Below are 18,387 nucleotides of genomic sequence, written 5' to 3' on the forward strand. Positions count from 1 at the left end.
CGGTGCACGCGCGCTCGCAGCGCCTCGACGTGGGTCAGCACACCTGCCTCCCCGACACGACTCAGGTATTCTCAACGCCAATCCACGCCGAATCTGCGGGACCGCCCGCCGGCAACAAACTTGCAGGCAGAGTGCAACATGACCGAACTCGAATTCAAATCGCTGGCCAACCAGGGCTTCAACCGCATCCCGCTGATCGCCGAAGCCTTTGCCGATCTCGACACGCCGCTCTCGCTCTATCTGAAGCTGGCGCTGGGCGACCGCCGCGGGGCCAACACTTTCTTGCTGGAATCCGTGGTCGGAGGCGAGCGCTTCGGCCGGTATTCGTTCATCGGCCTCTCGGCCCACACGTTGCTGCGAAGCTTCGGCCCCAAAACCGAAGTCGTGCGCGACGGTACGGTCGTGGAAACGCATGAAGGCGATCCGCTCGAATTCATCACCCAGTTCCAGGCCCGCTTCAAAGTGGCGCTGCGCCCGGGCATGCCGCGCTTCTGCGGTGGGCTGGCCGGCTACTTCGGCTACGACGCCGTGCGCTACATCGAGAAGAAACTCGCGCACAGCACGCCGCGCGACGATCTGAATCTGCCGGACATCCAACTGCTGCTCACGGAAGAACTCGCCGTGATCGACAACCTGACCGGCAAGCTGTACCTCATCATTTACGCCGACCCGACCCAGCCGGAGGCATACTCGAAGGCACGCCTGCGTCTGCGCGAATTGCGCGCTCGCCTCAAGGCCCCTGTCGACGCACCGGTCACCTCGGGCAGCGTTCGCACCGAGACCTTCCGCGAATTCGCCAAGCCGGACTATCTGGCGGCCGTCGCCAAGGCCAAGGAAGCCATTGCCGCCGGTGAACTGATGCAGGTGCAGGTCGGCCAGCGTCTCATCAAGCCGTATCGCGACGCCCCGCTCTCGCTGTATCGCGCGCTGCGCTCGCTAAATCCGTCGCCGTACATGTACTTCTACAACTTCGGCGACTTCCAGGTGGTCGGCGCGTCGCCGGAAATTCTGGTGCGTCAGGAGCGTCGCCAGACACCGGACGGCGAGCAGGAAATCGTGACGATTCGTCCGCTGGCAGGCACACGCCCGCGTGGCGCCACGCCCGAACGCGACGCCGAGCTGGCCAGAGAATTGCTTGGCGATCCGAAAGAAATCGCCGAGCATGTCATGCTCATCGATCTGGCACGTAACGACGTCGGCCGCATTGCGCAGACGGGCACGGTCGAAGTGACCGACAAGATGATCATCGAGAAGTACTCGCACGTGCAGCACATCGTGAGTTCGGTGGAGGGGCGTCTGCAACCCGGTCTGTCGAACATCGACGTGCTGCGCGCCACCTTCCCGGCGGGCACGCTCACCGGCGCCCCCAAAGTGCGCGCCATGGAGCTGATCGACGAACTCGAACCGGTCAAGCGCGGCCTGTACGGCGGCGCCGTGGGTTATCTGTCGTTCGGCGGCGAAATGGACGTGGCGATCGCCATTCGCACCGGCGTCATCAAGGACGGCAATCTGTATGTGCAGGCCGCCGCCGGCATCGTCGCCGACTCGGTCCCCGAGTCCGAATGGCAAGAGACGGAAAACAAGGCCCGCGCGGTACTGCGTGCTGCCGAGCAGGTTCAGGACGGACTCGACGCCGAGTACTGACCGACCCCGGGCGAACGCGCGTCCGAGCGCGTCGCCGCATGGCTGCACCAACGTGAAGCGCGTTGCCGTTTGATACGCGGCGGGCTCACATATATTGCATGCCAGTGACAGGATCCTCCGAAGGCCTCGAATCGATGCACTAGTCGATTCGGGGCCTTTGTTGATTTAGCACAACCGTTCGCTTTTTTCGTCTCCTCCGGTATACGCCGATTGACGTCACCCGGGATATAGTTAGGTGTCCGTCGGGAGGTCGAAGCTTCTATGGCGAAACCATGCAATCCACGTATGCGTCGCGGCGTCGCACGTTTTCATGCGGCCTCCCTGGCGTCAGTCCGGTCCATCACGGCCGCGGCGATTACTGTCGCGACTTCCGTCGTGCTTGGTGGCTGCATTTCGATGGCGCCCACTTACGAGCGCCCTGCGGCCCCTGTCGCCGATGTATGGACGGCGGATGTCAGCGCGGCGCCCGCCACCGCCGCCGCACAGCCGGCGTCCGCACTCGACTGGCGCGAGTATTTCGCCGATCCGCAGCTTCGCAGCCTCATCGAAACCGCGCTCGCCAACAACCGTGACTTGCGCGTGGCGCTTGCCCGTGTCGAACAGGCCCGCGCCGTGTACGGCATTCAACGTGCCGACCTCTTCCCGTCGGCGGGCCTCGGCGCGAGCGGCACCCGCCAGCGCCTGCCCGGCGATCTGAGCCTCACCGGCAACCCCTATATCAGCAGTCAATATCAGGTCGGGTTGGGATTATCGACGTGGGAGCTCGACTTCTGGGGCCGCATTCGCAACCTGAAAGACGCCGCGCTCGACGATTATCTGGCGTCGGATGCGTCACGCCGGGCCCTGCAACTGAGTCTGATTTCGCAAGTGGCGCAAACATGGCTCAGTCTTCGCGAATACGACGAGCGCATCGCCCTCGCGCAACAAACCGTCGACAGCCGGGCTGAGTCGCTGCGTATCTTCACGCGACGCGAGCAGGTCGGCTCGACCTCGAAACTCGACCTCACCGAAGTCACCACGCTCTGGCAGCAGGCGCGGGCGCTCGTCACCCAGCTCGAGCAGCAGCGCGCCACACAGGCGCATGCGTTGCAAGTGCTCGTGGGCATTCCCATCGATACCTCGCCGCAGGCGCTCGACCGGATGGCGGACGACGCCAGCCTCATGCGCGACCTCGAGCCCGGTCTGCCTTCGTCGCTGCTCGAAGACCGCCCCGACATCATCGCCGCGGAGTATCAGCTGCGCGCCGCTCATGCCAATATCGGCGCGGCGCGCGCCGCGTTCTTCCCGCAGATCACGCTGACCGGCTCCGTGGGCACCGCGAGCAGCGCGCTCGACGGTCTGTTCAAGGCCGGGAGTGCCGCATGGGCCTTCACTCCGAGCATCAATCTTCCGATCTTCCAGGGCGGACGTCTCGTCAACAATCTCGATCTGGCCGAGGCGCGCCGCGTCGAATCGGTCGCGAATTACGAGAAGACGATTCAGGGCGCCTTTCGCGACGTGGCAGACGCATTGAGCGCGCGCCGCTGGCTGGCCGATCAGGTCACGATCCTGCAAGCCACGCAGGACGCGCAGGCCGAGCGCGCACGTCTGGCGAAGCTGCGCTACGACCACGGCGCGGCCGCCTTCCTCGAAGTGCTCGACGCGCAACGCGACCTGCTCGCCATCGAACAACAAACGGTCCAGACACGTCGCGCACTGCTGTCCGCGCGCGTCTCGCTCTACACGGCGCTGGGCGGCGGCAGTCGGCTCATGCCTGCGGCCGACACGCCTGACGGCCCCTTTGCGCGCACGCCCCGCGTCGTGGCCCCCACCCCTCCGCCGCCGCCATCGCCGCCAACGTCGGCGGTGCCGCCAGTCGCGCCGGGGTCGGCCACCGCCACTGCCGTGCCGGGCACAGCGAACACCGCGCAGACCGTCCGATAAATTCAAGAGGTCAAAACAATGACGCTTCCCAACGCCAAGAAACTGGTTCCAGCGCTGATCGTGCTCGTCGTCATCGGACTGGGTTGGTTCGGATGGAAGACCTACAGCAACACCGGTCCGGGTGAAGGCTTCGCCAGCGGCAACGGTCGCATCGAAGCCACCGAGGTCGACGTGGCGACGAAGATGGCAGGACGTGTCGAAGCCATTTACGTGCGCGAAGGCGACTTCGTAAAGGCCGGGCAGGTGCTCGCCAAGATGCAGATCGACACGCTCAACGCCCAGCGCGACGAAGCGCGGGCGCAGTACCAGCAGGCCGTGACGAACGTGGCCGCCATTCAGGCGCAAGCCGCCGCACGCCTGTCGGACAAGGCGACGGCAGAAGCCAATGTCGCCGCGCGCGAAGCCGAACTCGACGCCGCGCAACGCCGACTCTCGCGCTCGGAAACGCTCTCGAAGGAAGGCGCATCGTCGGTGCAGGAACTGGACGACGACCGCGCCCGCGTGCGCAGCACCCGCGCGGCCGTCACCGCCGCCAAGGCGCAGGTCGCAGCGGCCCAGTCCGCCGTCGAAGCCGCCAACGCGCAGGTCACCGGATCGAAGTCGACGGTCGAAGCCGCACAGGCCACCATCACCCGGATCGAAGCCGATATTGCCGACAGCGAACTCAAGGCGCCGCGTGACGGCCGCGTGCAGTACCGGGTGGCGCAACCCGGCGAAGTGCTCGGCGCCGGAGGCAAGGTCCTCAACCTCGTCGATCTGTCCGACGTGTACATGACCTTCTTCCTGCCCGAAGCCGTGGCCGGTCGTCTTGCCATGGGCGCCGAAGCGCGCATCGTGCTCGACGCCGCACCGCAGTTCGTCATTCCCGCCAGCATCTCGTTCGTCTCGAGCACTGCGCAATTCACCCCGAAGACCGTGGAGACGGAGAGCGAGCGTCAGAAACTCATGTTCCGTGTGCGCGCGCAGATCGCCCCCGAACTGCTGCAACAGCATCTGAAACTTGTGAAGACGGGCCTGCCCGGTGTGGCATGGGTGAAGACCGACAGCAAGGTCGAATGGCCGGCGCAGTTGCAGACCAAACTGCCGCAATGAGTCGCGCGTCATGACGGACTCGTCCCTTCCACCCACGCCCCCCACGCCCCCCGGCCCGGCGTCACCGCCGGGGCATGGCGTGCCCCCCGTGGTGCACGTGGTGGACGTCACCCTGAAATACGGCAGCAAGACCGTCGCGCTCGACAACGTCTCCATCGATATCCCCGCCAATTGCATGGTCGGCATGATCGGCCCCGACGGCGTGGGCAAATCGACGTTGCTCTCGCTGATCGCGGGCGCGCGCGCCGTGCAGACGGGCACGGTCGAGGCACTGGGCGGCGACATGGCGAGCAAGGCGCACCGCGATCTCGTCTGCCCGCGCATCGCCTACATGCCGCAGGGGCTGGGCAAGAACCTCTATCCAACGCTCTCGGTCGAGGAAAACCTGCAATTTTTCGCGCGCCTTTTCGGCCACGACGCCGCCGAACGCCGCCGCCGTATCGATGACCTCACCCGCAGCACCGGCCTGCACCCGTTTCTCGAACGACCCGCCGGCAAGCTCTCCGGCGGCATGAAGCAAAAGCTCGGCCTGTGTTGCGCGCTGATTCACGATCCCGATCTGCTGATTCTCGATGAGCCGACCACCGGCGTGGACCCGCTCGCGCGCGCGCAATTCTGGGATCTGATCGGGCGAATCCGTCGCGAGCGTCCGACGATGAGCGTGATCGTCGCCACGGCGTACATGGACGAGGCGCAGGGCTTCGACTGGCTCGTCGCCATGGACGCTGGCAAGGTGCTCGCCACCGGTACGCCGTCCGAACTGCTCGCCAGCACCAAGCGGGAGACCCTGGAAGCGGCGTTCATCGACCTGCTGCCGGAAGAGAAGAAGCGCGGCTACGAGCCGGTCGTGATTCCGCCGCTGCACATCGACGAACACACCGAGATCGCCATCGAGGCAAAGGGTCTGACGATGCGCTTTGGCGATTTCGTCGCCGTCGACCATGTGGACTTCCGCATTCGTCGCGGGGAAATCTTCGGCTTCCTCGGCTCCAACGGCTGCGGCAAGTCGACCACGATGAAGATGCTCACCGGCCTGCTGCAGGCCAGCGACGGACAAGCCTGGCTGTTCGGGCACGAAGTCGACCCGAAGGACATCGATACGCGACGCCGCGTAGGCTACATGTCGCAGGCGTTCTCGCTCTACACCGAACTCACGGTGCACCAGAACCTCGTGCTGCACGCGCGCCTGTTCCACGTGCCCGAAGCGGACGTCGAAACCCGTGTTGCCGAGATGGTGCAGCGCTTCGATCTGGCGGACGTCGTCGACGCGCTGCCCGACAGCATTCCGCTCGGCATGCGCCAGCGTCTGTCGCTCGCGGTAGCCATGGTGCACAAGCCCGAGTTGCTGATTCTCGATGAACCGACCTCGGGCGTGGACCCCGTTGCGCGCGACAACTTCTGGCGCTTGCTGGTGGAACTGTCGCGCCGCGACCAGGTGACGATCTTCATCTCGACCCACTTCATGAACGAGGCCGAGCGCTGCGATCGCATTTCGCTGATGCATGCGGGCAAGGTGCTCATCTCCAATCCGCCCGCGAAAATTACGCAAGACAAAGGCGCCGACACGCTCGAACAGGCGTTCATCGAATATCTCGTGGAGGCGGGCGGCGGCACGCCTGAAGCCCCGCAGACACCGGCGTCCGACGCGCCCACGGCATCCGAGCCGGCGGCGCACGCCAAGCAAAAGGGATTCTCACTGGGCCGCATGATCAGTTACCTCTGGCGCGAAACGCTGGAGTTGCAACGCGATCCCGTACGCGCCACGCTGGCGCTCGTCGGCTCACTGGTCCTGATGCTCGTGATGGGATACGGCATCAGCATGGACGTGGAGGACCTGCGCTACGCCGTGCTCGACCGGGACCAGACCACACTGAGCCAGAACTACGCGCTCAATATTGCGGGCTCGCGCTATTTCATCGAACAACCACCGCTCGCCGATTACGACGACATGGACCGCCGATTGCGCAACGGCGAACTGGCGCTGGCCATCGAAATCCCGCCGGGCTTCGCCCGCGATGTCTCGCGCGGCAAGGCCGTGCAGATCGGCGCATGGATCGACGGCGCGATGCCCATGCGCGCGGAAACGGTGCAAGGCTACGTGCAGGGCATGCATCAGAACTGGCTCGCCGATCAGTCGTTGCGACGGCTCGGCGTGAGTCCGACATCGTCGCTCGACATCGAGACACGGTTTCGCTACAACCCCGACGTGAAGAGCCTGCCCGCCATGGTGCCCGCGGTGATTCCGCTGCTCCTGCTCATGCTGCCCGCCATGCTCACGGCCCTGTCCGTCGTGCGTGAAAAGGAGTTGGGCTCGATCCTGAATCTGTACGTCACCCCCGTGACGCGCACCGAATTTCTCATCGGCAAACAGATTCCGTACGTTGCGCTCGCCATGCTCAACTTCCTGCTCATGACGCTCATCGCCGTGACGCTGTTCGGCGTTCCCGTCAAGGGACGCTTTCTCACGCTCATTACCGCCGTCTTCATTTTCAACGTGGTCGCCACGGGCATCGGCCTGCTCGCGTCCACCTTTACCCGCAGCCAGATCGCGGCCCTGTTCTTCACGATGATCGGCACGATGATTCCGGCGATCCAGTTCTCCGGCATGATCACTCCGGTGCCGTCGATGGAAGGGTCGGGGCGGTTCATCGGCGAGATCTATCCGGCGACTTACATGCTGATCATCAGCCGGGGGGTGTTCAACAAGGCGCTCGGTTTCGGCGACCTCGGCAACGCCTTCTGGCCGATGCTCGTTGCCGTGCCCATCATTCTGGGCGCCACGATCCTGCTGCTCAAGAAACAGGACAAGTGATGGCCAGCCCGAGCACACCCCAGGCCTCCCCCGAGCCCGCGCCGGCCACGCCGGGTGCACGCGTGGCGCCCCCGCGCCGCAGGCACCCGTGGCTGCGCCATATCGCGAACATCTACCGCCTCGGCGTGAAGGAGTTGTGGAGCCTGGTGCGCGATCCGATGATGCTGGTGCTCATCATCTACACGTTCACGGCCTCGGTGTACTCGTCGGCGACCGCGCAGCCCGACACCCTGCATCTGGCGCCGATCGCCATCGTCGACGAAGACGCCTCGCCGTTGTCGCAGCGCATCGTGTCCGCGTTCTATCCGCCGCAGTTCACCATGCCGAAGATGATCACGGCGGATGCCGTTGACCGGGGCATGGACGAAGGCCAGTACACGTTTGCGCTGAACATTCCGCCGAACTTTCAGCGCGATGTGCTCGCCGGGCGCGCCGCCGAGGTTCAGCTCAATGTCGACGCCACACGCATGAGTCAGGCGTTCTCGGGCAGCGGTTATGTACAGCAGATCGTGTCCTCGGAAGTGCGCGAGTTCCTGCAGCGATACCGCTCGACGCCTGAACTGCCCGTCGATCTTGCGTTGCGCGTTCGCTTCAATCCGACGCTGGAGCGAGCGTGGTTCGGCGCGCTCATGCAGATCATCAACAACATCACCATGCTGTCGATCATCCTTACCGGTGCCGCGCTCATTCGTGAGCGCGAGCACGGCACCATCGAACATTTGCTCGTCATGCCGGTGACACCGACGGAGATCATGCTGGCCAAAGTGTGGTCGATGGGGCTGGTCGTGCTCATCGCGGCAGCCATGTCGCTGTGGCTGATCGTGAGCGGCGCGCTGCACGTGCCCATCGGCGGCTCGGTGGCGTTGTTCCTGCTGGGGGCCACGCTGCATCTGTTCGCGACCACGTCGATGGGGATCTTCCTCGCCACGCTCGCACGTTCGATGCCGCAGTTCGGCATGTTGCTGATTCTGGTGCTGTTGCCGCTGCAAATGCTCTCGGGCGGGAACACGCCGCGAGAGAGCATGCCGAAGATTGTGCAGGACGTCATGCTTGCCGCCCCGACCACGCACTTCGTCGAACTCGGGCAGGCGATTCTGTTTCGCGGCGCCGGGATCGGCGTCGTGTGGGTGCAGTGCCTGGCGCTCGTGGTCATTGGCGCCGTGTTCTTCACCATCTCGCTGCGGCGCTTTCGCCGCACGCTCAGTTCGATGGCGTAACGCGCGCGGCCCGACGACCTCCCTGTTGCCCGCCGTCGCGACGTCCGCCAATCCTGTCATGCCGGATTTGTGAGGTCATTGCCATGCCTGCCAAGTCGTCTGCCGCACTGGAGCGCAGCACCTCCCGTCACGCTTCGCGTCGCACCGCCGCTGCCCCTTCCTCCAGCACGGCCGCCACATCCGCCATCGCGGGCAGCGACGCCCCCTGGCTCCCGGCCACCCCGTGGATGACAAGCCTGCCGTGGATGGCCGCCGCCGCCGAATACGCCGTCGATGCCTGGCAACGCAGCGTCCTGTTTGCCGACGTGATGCGTCAGCGCGGCAATCAGTATCAGGCGCACCTGGCGGAGTCGGCGCCGAACGTGCTGGACTTCGCCTCGGAAGTGATTCTCGATGCGCACACGCTGCCGCGCCCGTGCAACTACTGCCTGATGCGCATCGTCCCCCCGAAGGACACGCCCACACTGCCCAATGCTCGCCCATTCGTCGTGGTCGACCCGCGTGCGGGCCACGGCCCGGGCATCGGCGGCTTCAAGCCCGATAGCGAAATCGGCGCGGCGCTGCGCGCCGGACATCCGTGCTACTTCGTGGGCTTCCTGCCCGACCCGGTGCCGGGTCAGACCGTGGAAGACGTGATGCGCGCCGAAGCCGCCTTTCTGGAAAAGGTCATTTCGCTGCATCCGGAGAGCGCCGGCAAGCCGGCCGTGATCGGCAACTGTCAGGCCGGATGGCAAGTGCTGATGACGGCGGCTATGCGCCCGGAACTCTTCGGTCCGATCATCGTGGCGGGCGCCCCGGTGTCGTACTGGGCAGGCTGGCGCGGGCGCAACCCCATGCGCTATTCGGGCGGACTGCTCGGCGGGAGCTGGCTCACCGCGCTCACGAGCGATCTCGGCGACGGGCGCTTCGACGGCGCATGGCTCGTGGAGAACTTCGAGAATCTCGACCCGGCGAACACGCTCTGGCGCAAGAAGTATCACCTGTACGCGAACGTCGACACAGAAGCGCCGCGCTATCTCGGCTTCGAGAAGTACTGGGGCGGCCACGTCTTTCTGAACGCGCAGGAGATGCAGTACATCGTCGACAACCTGTTCGTCGGCAACCGGCTCACCAGCGCCGAATTGATTACGAGCGACGGCATCCGTCTCGACTTGCGCAACATCCGCTCGCCCATCGTGGTGTTTTGCTCATACGGCGACAACATCACGCCGCCGCCGCAGGCGCTCGGCTTCGTGACCGACATGTATCGCGACGACGAGGAAGTGCTGAGCCACGATCAGACCATTGTGTACGCCACACACGACAGCATCGGGCACCTGGGCATCTTCGTGTCGGGCAGCACGGGCCGCAAGGAGCACCGCAAGTTCGTCAACAACATCGATCTGATCGACGTGCTGCCTGCCGGGATCTATCAGGCGCAGATCGCCGACAAGACGGACGATACGCTGCATGGCGAACTGGCCGAAGGCGACTATGTGATGTCGATTCAGCGTCGCAGCGTGGAGGATGTGCGCGCCATCGTGCAGCCCGACCCTGAGAGCGACCGACGGTTTGCGGCGGTCGCGCATCTGTCGGACATCCATCTGGGCCTGTACCGCAGTCTCGTGCAGCCGTGGGTGCGGGCGATGGTGACACCGACCTCTGCCTACTGGATGCGGTTGCTGCATCCGTTGCGCGTGAACTACGAACTGTGGTCCGATCGGAATCCGTTCGCCGTGCCGTTCGCCGAGAAGGCCGAGCGTGTGCGCGAGACCCGGCGTCCGGTGTCCCCCGACAATCCGTTTCTCGCGCTGGAGACAGCGATATCGAGCGCCATCGAGCAGTCGCTGAACTTCTATCGGGACGTACGCGACGACGGCTACGAGAAGACGTTCGAATGGATCTACGGCCAGCCGTGGGTGCAGGCGCTGGCGGGGTTGCATGGCAGCGACGGTGCCGCCGTACGCGTGCACCCCGGCACCTCCCCCGAGCATGTGGCTTTCGTCAAGGAGGCACTGGCGTTGCGCCGTCATGAGGTGCGCCAGGGTGGCGTGCTCGAAGCCGGGATTCGCGCGCTGCTCTGGGTGCATCGTCTTCACGGCGAGGCGGATGAGCGGCAGTTCAACCTCGCGCGCTCGTTGCCGCGCGGCGACGCCGAGATTTCCATCGAGCACTTTCGCGAGATCATCCGTCGTCAGGCGGGGCTGCTGCGCATGGCCCCGAATGCAGCAATGGACGCGATTCCGGGCATGCTGGCAAAGGCATCTCCCGAACACATTCGGCTGGTGGCCAATGCCGTGCGCGATCTGAGTTTCGCGGTGCCGCTGGAAGACGGCGAGCAGAACGATCTTGAACGCGTGCTTGCGGTATTCGAGCGTGCGGCGCAAAAGCGGGACGCCGAAGTCGGCGGTAATGCGAAGCCTCGTGCGAGCGCAAGCGCCGGGTCGGCAACGCCTGCGAGCGCGCCGCGCAAGCGTGCGCCCGCAGCAAAGCAAGCCGTAGCAACACCAGCGAAGACGACGAGCGCTGCACGGCCCAAGAAAACTGCGACCACCGCGAAAGCCATGGGAACCAAGAGCACCACGAACACGACGAGGACCGCGAGGCCCCCCAAGGCAACAACGACCACGAAGGCCAGGAAGACGACGTGATTCCGACGTGAGCGAGGTTCAGGGACGGACGCGGCGAGTACGGACGACTCGCTGCCCCGTCACGTCATTCGCCCGCCGGGATAGTCAATCGCGCCAGCAGTCCACCGCCGTCTCGCGGCGCAAACGCCAGCGTCGCGTCAAACCGCCGGGCGATGGCCTGCACGATGGAAATCCCCAGCCCTGCGCCCGGGACCCGCTCACGGCCCAGATCGCCGCGCCAGAATCGCTGCCCCAGTCTCTCCGTTTGCCCGGGGGCCAGTCCCGGCCCCCGGTCTCCGACTTCGATGCAATAGCGACGGGGAGCGTCGTCGGCCCGCACGGTGACCGTGATCTCGCTGTTCGCCGGCGAGTAGCGCACCGCATTGTCCACGAGGTTTCGCACGGCCGTGACCAGCATCGAACGCGGCAACACGGAGCCGCTGTCCGCGCCGGTCATGCGGAACTGGAAGCGGTCCGCTTCGCCCCACTCGCTTAGCACGTCGTCGATCACACTGCCGATCGAATCGCATTTGTCCTGTGCGTGCACGGGTGCTTCGGCATGGGCCAGCGTCATCATCTGATCGAGTGTGTGACGCATCCGCTTCACCCCGGCGCTCGCCTGTTGCAACGCTCGTTGCGAAGGCTCGCCATGCGTCATCTGCGCCACCTGCAAATGTGTGTCGATGGCGGTAAGCGGGGTGCGCAACTCATGTGCCGCGCCGTCGGTGAACGCGCGCTGGCCCGCGAGCGTGTACGCCAGACGGTCGAGCCACGCGTTGAGTGCCGCGACGACAGGTCGTAGCTCCGTCGGGGCGCGGCCGATGTCGACGGGCGTCGTGTCGTCAGTGCGCTTGTGGCGTAACCGCGTACGCAACGTCTCCAGCGGCATAAGCCCTTGTCCGATGCCGATCCATAACGCGAGCAGACCGCCGACGACGGCAATGAAGAACGGCACGCCCGCCGCGCGAAGCATGTCGCGCGCAAGCACTGCGCGACGCCCGACAAGATCGGCCGTCATCACCTGATAGCCGCCTGCGTCCTGCAATACGTAAATGCGCCAGCGTCGGCCATCGATCTCGTGGGTACTGAAGCCCGCAGGCAGGGCGAGCGACGACGCTTGCGGGCCGCCATCGGTATGCGCCAGCACCGCGCCCTGCAACGAGCGGATTTCACACGCGATACCGTCGCTCGCCCCGGTGCGGATCACCTCGTCCCAGTCACGTTGCTGCGGAAGCGGCGAGAACGCCGCGCGCGCCATCAGGCCGGAGACCATCGTGGCCGACATCGCAAGACGTTCGTCCAGCGCGTCGTCGAGACTCGCGCGCACGCCGCGCATCATCCAGCCCGCCGCAGCGCTCCACAGCAGGACCAGCGCTACGCCCGCGATCAGCACTGCCCGCAATCGAAGGCTCATGACAAGCTCCATCCCAACCGATAGCCGAGGCCGCGTGCGGTCTGAATCGCGTCGCACCCGAGCTTGCGGCGCACATTGTGGATATGAACGTTCAGCACGTTGCTGTTGACGCGCTCCGTCATGCCGTACAGGCGCACGTGAAGCATGTCGGGTGAGAGCCATCGGCCCCGGCTGCTGGCAAGATAGGCGAGCAGATCGACCTCACGGCGCGAGAGTTCGACAGGTTCGCCATCGAGCCATGCCAGACCGCTTGCCGGGTCGAGCCGCAACGGACCGGCCTGGATGATCTGTGCGGCGCGCCCATGCGCACGACGCACGAGCGCGTGCAACCGTGCCGCCAGTTCGCGCAGATCGAAGGGTTTGACCATGTAGTCGTCGGCCCCGGCATTCAGCCCGGCAATACGATGTTCGATGCCGTCGCGCGCGGTCAGAATGAGCACCGGCACGTCCGGTTCGACAGCGCGCACGCTCGCGATCACATCGAGACCGTCGCCATCGGGCAGGCCGAGATCGAGCACCACCGCATCGAACGTGTTCTCGGCATGCGCGGCAATCGCCGCGTCGCCACAAGCACTGGCTTCGACGTGAATTCCCAAAGTCGAGAGTCCCGCGACGATGCCGCTCGCGATCAGACGATCGTCCTCTACCAGCAGTACTCGCATTGATTCACGCCTCTTTCAAGCCTCATTCGGTACCCCAACATGTTACGTATAACGCGCGTGCGCGAGATGCAGCACGTCACACGCCGGCGCAAGTTAACTTTCAATTAATCGTCTTCGGCCACGCTCTGTCTTGCTTCGACTGACTCAGGGAGGACAGATTGCTACGTCGAATCGTTTTCATCTTTGTGATTTTGCTCGGCGCAGTCAGTGCATTCAGTGCGCTTCGCGTGACCCCGGCCGTTGCCGCGCTGCCCTGGCAGTCCGGTTCACCGGTGCTCGAAGCCTCGCAGGTCTTGCGACTGAATGCGCCACTTCACGACGACGGCAGCATCGTGATCGGCAGCAAAATTGCTAAGGATCACTACGTTTATCGCCATTCACTGCGTATCGAGGACGCATCGGGAAACCCGGTCGACTTCACCCTCTCCGACGGCAAGCATCATTTCGACGAGTTCTTCGGCAAATCGGAGATCTACTATGACGACGATCTTCGGCTGAAGTTGCCCGCGCTGCGCACGGACTACGTCGTGCTGCATTGGCAGGGATGTGCGCAGGCGGGCATCTGTTATCCGCCGCAAACCATCCGGATTGCGCTATCGAACGCGTTCCCGCCGGCGGAGTACGGCGATGCTTCGGCGGCACTCGCGACCATCGCGTCGTCCAGCGAGGCAACGGAGACCGCTGCGTCTGCTGAGTCCGCAGCGTCCGCTGCATCCGCAAACGCAAGCGGTGCGACGGCGATCCCCCCAGCCCCTGCCGCCAACGGATCCGCTGCGGCCACGGCCCCGGATGCGCTCGCGGCAGACCAGGAAGCCGCCAATCAGCTCGCCACGCTCGATCCCGTGGCAGCCAAGTTGCTGTTCTTCGGCCTCGGCCTGATGCTGGCGTTCACCCCGTGCGTGCTACCGATGGTGCCCATCGTCTCGACGATGATCGTGGGCAATCAACCCACGCCCATGCGCGCGCTGTCGCTGTCGTGCGCCTACGTGCTGGCCATGGCGCTCACCTATGCGAGCATCGGCGTTGCCGCAGCGCTGGCGGGGGCGAACCTGCAAGCGACGCTGCAATCGCCGTGGTTGCTGAGCACCTTCGCCGCGCTCTTTCTGGTACTGGCGGCGTCGCTGTTCGGCATGTTCGAAGTTCGTTTGCCTTCGTTCATTGTCAGTCGACTCGACGCCGCAGGACGCCACCGCACCGGAGGCAGTCTCACCGGCGCGGCGATGCTGGGCCTGCTGTCCGCCTTACTCGTCGGCCCTTGCATGACGGCGCCCCTCGCTGGCGCTTTGCTCTACATCGGGCAGACGGGCAACGCATGGATGGGCGGCGGCGCCCTCTTCGCGATGGGCCTCGGCATGGGCACGCCGCTGCTTGCCATTGCGCTGTTCGGCGCGCGCATTCTGCCTCGCCCGGGCGCATGGATGATGCGTGTGCGCATCGCGTTCGCCTATGTCATGGTCGGCATGGCGATCATGATGCTGGGCCGCTTCCTGCCGGCTCACGTCAGTCTCGCGCTGTGGGGCGCCCTCGGACTCGGACTGGCCGTAGGATTGGGCGCCTGGGCGTGGGCCATGCGCGCCCGGACCGCCTGCTGGGCACTGGTGTTCGCGTCGGCATTGGCCGCGCTCTGGTCGTTGCTCGTACTCGTCGGGGCGGCGTCCGGCGGTGACTCGCTGGTGCAACCGCTCGCGCACGTCCGGGCGGGCGTCGTCGCGAGCCTCGCCGAGACAGGCGCGCGTGCTGGCAAGCCGGTCGATTACGTCAGTGTCAAATCGGCCGACGAATTGGATGCGCGCATTGCGCAGGCCGTCGACAAGGGACAATGGACGCTCATCGACTTCTATGCCGACTGGTGCGCAAGTTGTCATGTCATCGAGCGCAACGTGTTCGGCGACCCCACAGTCGCCGCACGTCTGGCGCAGATGCAGGTGTTGCGACCGGATGTCACGAAGCACGACGCCATCGACCAGACGCTGATGAAGCGCTGGGGCGTGCTCGGACCGCCGACGCTCATTCTGGTCGACGCCACCGGCAAGGAAGTGCGGGAGCACCGTATGGTCGGCGAGATGAACGCGACGACCTTCCTGAGCCGTCTCGATGCCGCTCAGTCCGCACAGACGGCGAGGGCCGCCGGGGCTGCACAACCAGTCCAGTCAGCACAGTCGGCGCAATCAGGAAGGGCGGCCGAAGCGCCGGAGGCGCCATGATCGGCGTCGGCCCCTTTCCGGTAACGACAGCGGCCCTCCTGGTGGCCACACTCCTCGCGTGGCTCGTCGCGCGATACTGGCGGCGCGGCACGGACGCCCTGTCGCGTCGCGCCGCCGCCAGCACATTGCTCGACGCCCTCTTCATCGGTCTGATTGTCGCCCGCGCAGTCTATGTGCTGCGGTGGTGGCCGCACTACGTAGCGGCGCCCGTATCGATCGTCGCCGTGGGTGACGGTGGTTTCGACGTCCCCGGCGGGGCCGTCGCCTCGCTCGCGTGGGCATGGTGGCGCACGCGGCGTTCGCCGCAGCGCCGGCGCCCGTTGTTCGGCGCCATGCTGGCGGGCGCAGCCCTATGGGGTGTCATGCAGGCGGGATTGGCGTTCATGCTGCGCGAAGCGCCGCCGCTGCCCCCGCTCACGCTTTCCGACATTCGTGGCCGCCCCGTGCCGCTGGAAACGCACCTGGGCAAACCCATCGTGATGAATCTCTGGGCCAGCTGGTGCCCGCCGTGCCGGCGTGAGATGCCCGTGCTCGCCCAGGCGCAGACGGACTATCCGGAGGTGCAGTTCCTGATGGTCAATCAGGGCGAGGCGGTGCACACGGTGGCCGCGTTCGTGAGGTCGCAGCGACTGACGTTCGACCATCTGCTGCTCGATCCGCAATCGCAAGCCATGCAGGCCGCTCGCACACGCGCGCTTCCCACCACGCTGTACTTCGACGCAAACGGTCGTCTCGTCGACGCCCATCTGGGCGAACTCACGGCGGCTCGCCTGCGCGACGTACTTCATCGAAAGCTCAAGCAACCTCCACCTTCCCCGACGTCTTCCCCATCAAAGGAGTAACCCATGTCGGTTCGCAAGACTCTCGCCTTCACCTTCGGTTCACTGGCTGCGCTCTCGATCTCGACGTCGGGCGTCGCGGCGGACGCCGCTTCGCCCATGAATGCCCCACCCATCGCACCCATCTCCCCCGTCGCCGCCCCCATGGCTTCACCTGCGCCAACTGCCCTGGCGGCCCCCTCGGCATCCCCCGTCACGCCACCCACCGCCATGCCGCCCGTCGTGCAGGCACTGGCACGTGAGGGCGTGACGGCATTGCAGCCGTTCGACACGGGCGTGAAGGACCTGTCGGCCTACGCCGGACTCGCCGGCCAGCAGCCGATAGCGGTCTATCTGCTCCCCGACGGCAACGGGATCGTCGGCACGCGAATCGGCACCGACGGCAAACCGCTCGACGTGGAGCGCGTGACCAAGCGCATCGAAAAGCCGCTGAGCGACGCGATGTGGTCGAAACTCGCGGCCTCCAGCTGGATTCAGGACGGCAAGAAGGACGCGCCGCGCGTCGTGTACACCTTCAGCGACCCGAACTGCCCATACTGCCATCGCTTCTGGGAGGCAGCGCGGCCGTGGGTCGACGCCGGCAAGGTGCAATTGCGACATGTGCTCGTAGCGGTCATCAAAGCCGACAGCGTGACCAAGGCGGCCGCCATTTTCGGTGCGCAGAATCCGTCTGCCGCACTCGCGCAGAACGAGCAGAAGTTCGCGCAGGGCGGCATCAAGCCCGTGCGCAACGTCACCAAGGCCGTCGCGGAAAAGCTCCAGACCAACCAGCAACTGATGGCCGAGTTCGGCTTTCGCGGCACGCCCGGCATCGTCTACCGAAACGACAAGGGCGTGGTCGAGCGGGCCAACGGCATGCCGCCGGCGGACGCGCTGACGACCATCCTGGGCATGCGCTGAGCACGCCGGGGCGGGCGAGCGCGGGCGGTCGGATGCGAGCGCCCGCACGCGGTCCGGTCCGATCCAGTCCAATCCGGCCCGGTCATCACGTAGCAGAATCGTCGAGCGCCCCACGCCCTGCGGCGCACATTCTTGCGAAAAACGGTCAGATCGCGCGCGAAATCTGCCGAATGACCGCTTTTTGCGACACCCGCCCACGGCGTGCCGGAGATGCTGCTACAATCGCCTCACTATGAAGTCGCATCAGTCGTCCTCCCTCCTCTGGTCGCCCCTGACCGCTGCCCTGCGCTGGTGGCGGTAACCCGCCACGTCTATCTCATCCCCATAGCGCCCTCCCCCGCGGACCGCGAATTCCATATGGGGGCACGCTCAGGGGACCATCGCAAATTCCACGCGTTCGACACGCTTTGTCACCAGACAAACAGGGACCATCATGCTGCTGATGATCGACAACTACGACTCGTTTACCTACAACATCGTCCAGTACTTCGGTGAGCTGGGCGAAGATGTCCGGGTCTTCCGCAACGACGAAATCACGCTCGACGCGATCGCCGAACTCGCCCCCGAGCGAATCTGCCTCTCACCTGGGCCGAGCTGCCCGGCCAACGCCGGGATCACGCTCGACGTGCTCAAGCGCTTCTCCGGCGAAATCCCCATTCTTGGCGTCTGCCTCGGCCATCAGGCCATTGGCGAAGCGTTTGGCGGCAACGTCGTTCGCGCCCGGCAGATCATGCACGGCAAGGTAAGCGAGATCGAAACCACGCAACAGGGCGTGTTCGCGAATCTGCCCAAGCGCTTTACCGTCACCCGTTATCACTCACTCGCCATCGAGCGCGACTCGTTGCCCGACTGTCTGGAAGTGACGGCATGGACCGACGATGGCGAAATCATGGGCGTGCGTCACAAGACGCTCGACGTCGAAGGCGTGCAATTCCACCCGGAGTCGATCCTGTCCGAGCATGGCCACGCCGTGCTGCGCAACTTCCTGCAAGCGGCGCCGCGCGCGGCCATCGCCGCCTGATATCGCGGCACATCGAGACATCGGACAATCGACACAGGAGAGGACAATAA

At 65.3% G+C, this 18,387-nt stretch carries 12 protein-coding genes; 10 read left to right on the plus strand and 2 right to left on the minus strand.

Features of this window, described 5'->3' with window-relative positions; translation table 11 throughout:
• Positions 1 to 138: 138 nt before the first annotated feature.
• The 6 genes from trpE to PCA31118_RS22275 all read left to right on the plus strand — a co-directional run bounded on the left by trpE (position 139) and on the right by PCA31118_RS22275 (position 11,318).
• Positions 139 to 1,644, plus strand: coding sequence for an anthranilate synthase component I (trpE, locus tag PCA31118_RS22250; RefSeq protein WP_044457188.1), 1,506 nt, complete (start codon positions 139 to 141; stop codon positions 1,642 to 1,644).
• 285 nt (positions 1,645 to 1,929) lie between these two features.
• Positions 1,930 to 3,567: an efflux transporter outer membrane subunit gene (locus tag PCA31118_RS22255; protein ID WP_150627173.1), complete on the plus strand. Its 1,638-nt coding sequence runs from the start codon at positions 1,930 to 1,932 to the stop codon at positions 3,565 to 3,567.
• 18 nt (positions 3,568 to 3,585) lie between these two features.
• Positions 3,586 to 4,659, plus strand: a complete 1,074-nt coding sequence (locus PCA31118_RS22260) for an HlyD family secretion protein (RefSeq protein WP_150627174.1) — start codon at positions 3,586 to 3,588, stop codon at positions 4,657 to 4,659.
• A 10-nt stretch (positions 4,660 to 4,669) separates the two neighbouring features.
• A complete protein-coding gene (gene rbbA / locus PCA31118_RS22265) occupies positions 4,670 to 7,471 on the plus strand; it encodes a ribosome-associated ATPase/putative transporter RbbA (protein ID WP_150627175.1) in 2,802 nt (933 codons plus the stop codon).
• A gap of 92 nt (positions 7,472 to 7,563) precedes the next feature.
• On the plus strand, positions 7,564 to 8,688 hold the full coding sequence (locus tag PCA31118_RS22270; protein WP_246190388.1) for an ABC transporter permease: 1,125 nt from the start codon (positions 7,564 to 7,566) through the stop codon (positions 8,686 to 8,688).
• A 227-nt stretch (positions 8,689 to 8,915) separates the two neighbouring features.
• Positions 8,916 to 11,318: a DUF3141 domain-containing protein gene (locus PCA31118_RS22275; RefSeq protein WP_150627254.1), complete on the plus strand. Its 2,403-nt coding sequence runs from the start codon at positions 8,916 to 8,918 to the stop codon at positions 11,316 to 11,318.
• A 64-nt stretch (positions 11,319 to 11,382) separates the two neighbouring features.
• Here PCA31118_RS22275 and PCA31118_RS22280 read toward each other — a convergent pair whose 3' ends face one another.
• The gene (locus tag PCA31118_RS22280; protein ID WP_150627177.1) at positions 11,383 to 12,711 is read right to left on the minus strand and encodes an ATP-binding protein; all 1,329 of its coding nucleotides are present in this window, start codon (positions 12,709 to 12,711) and stop codon (positions 11,383 to 11,385) included.
• Positions 12,708 to 13,373 carry a response regulator transcription factor gene (locus PCA31118_RS22285; RefSeq protein ID WP_150627178.1) on the minus strand — a complete coding sequence of 222 codons (666 nt, stop codon included), beginning with the start codon at positions 13,371 to 13,373 and terminating at the stop codon, positions 12,708 to 12,710. The genes PCA31118_RS22280 and PCA31118_RS22285 overlap by 4 nt, the downstream gene beginning before the upstream one ends.
• 158 nt (positions 13,374 to 13,531) lie before the next feature.
• Between PCA31118_RS22285 and dsbD the strand changes: the two genes are divergently transcribed.
• The 4 genes from dsbD (at position 13,532) to PCA31118_RS22305 (ending at position 18,337) form a co-directional block, all read left to right on the plus strand.
• Positions 13,532 to 15,577, plus strand: coding sequence for a protein-disulfide reductase DsbD (gene dsbD / locus PCA31118_RS22290; RefSeq protein WP_246190377.1), 2,046 nt, complete (start codon positions 13,532 to 13,534; stop codon positions 15,575 to 15,577).
• Positions 15,574 to 16,419, plus strand: coding sequence for a TlpA disulfide reductase family protein (locus PCA31118_RS22295; RefSeq protein WP_150627179.1), 846 nt, complete (start codon positions 15,574 to 15,576; stop codon positions 16,417 to 16,419). The genes dsbD and PCA31118_RS22295 overlap by 4 nt, the downstream gene beginning before the upstream one ends.
• Before the next feature lie 3 nt (positions 16,420 to 16,422).
• Positions 16,423 to 17,316, plus strand: coding sequence for a thiol:disulfide interchange protein DsbG (dsbG, locus tag PCA31118_RS22300; RefSeq protein ID WP_246190378.1), 894 nt, complete (start codon positions 16,423 to 16,425; stop codon positions 17,314 to 17,316).
• Positions 17,317 to 17,749: 433 nt separating this feature from the next.
• Positions 17,750 to 18,337 (plus strand): anthranilate synthase component II, encoded by a 588-nt coding sequence (locus tag PCA31118_RS22305; protein ID WP_150627180.1) that lies wholly within the window; start codon positions 17,750 to 17,752, stop codon positions 18,335 to 18,337.
• The last annotated feature ends 50 nt before the right edge of the window (positions 18,338 to 18,387 follow it).

This window comes from Pandoraea captiosa, from assembly GCF_902459775.1.
Taxonomy (GTDB): domain Bacteria; phylum Pseudomonadota; class Gammaproteobacteria; order Burkholderiales; family Burkholderiaceae; genus Pandoraea; species Pandoraea captiosa.